General features: G+C 38.5%; 1 protein-coding gene. It reads left to right on the top strand.

The window, feature by feature from the left end:
• Nucleotides 1–393 precede the first annotated feature (393 nt).
• The coding region (locus R7P74_RS27185; RefSeq protein WP_318123778.1) for an aldehyde dehydrogenase family protein at nt 394–636 on the top strand (243 nt) is incomplete at its 3' end.

Raw genomic sequence — 636 nt, 5'->3', positions numbered from 1 at the left:
TACAAGCACCTGTCTTTGCCTATCTGTATTCTAGGCATATACAAACTAATTTGACTCATTTTGGTTTGCTTAAGAAGAATAAGCTTTATGGCTTTGTTGATTCATTTAGTCCTAGCCTAAAAGCTTTGGTTTTCATTCGTGTCTTGAGTCTAGCTTCAGTTTAGTTAGTATTTCGTTGCCATATCATCATGTTGAGACTCGAAGTTATCAAATGAGTCTCGCATTTATGCAATCTTTGAATTTTCGAACTGGCTTGCTATGTGATCCATTCCTAGTCCTTATACTCACGGCTTTTTCGCTTGTTAATGTCAACACTGTCAGAAAACTTTGTTTGCTTTGCTGATTTCTACTAGAAGGATTACCCTAAAAGGAGTTCTTGTAGGAGTTAGTTTGGTGATGCAACAAATAAAAAATGAAACCTTAAAAGAAGTATTTAAACAATGGGCTTCCGACGATGGAGTTGTGGTCATCAACCCTGCAACTGAGCAAGAGTTAATTCGCTTGAAACCGAGTTCAATTGAAGAGTTGGATTGCCTCATTGAAGCGTGTTCGGCTGAACAAGTTCGATGGGCTAAGTTGAGTGCGAAAGAGCGCTCTAGCTGTTTGAAAAACTGGCATCAATTGTTGATGGAACAC

The organism is Vibrio sp. 2033, from assembly GCF_033339735.1.
This window is presented reverse-complemented; position numbering and strand designations above follow the sequence as displayed.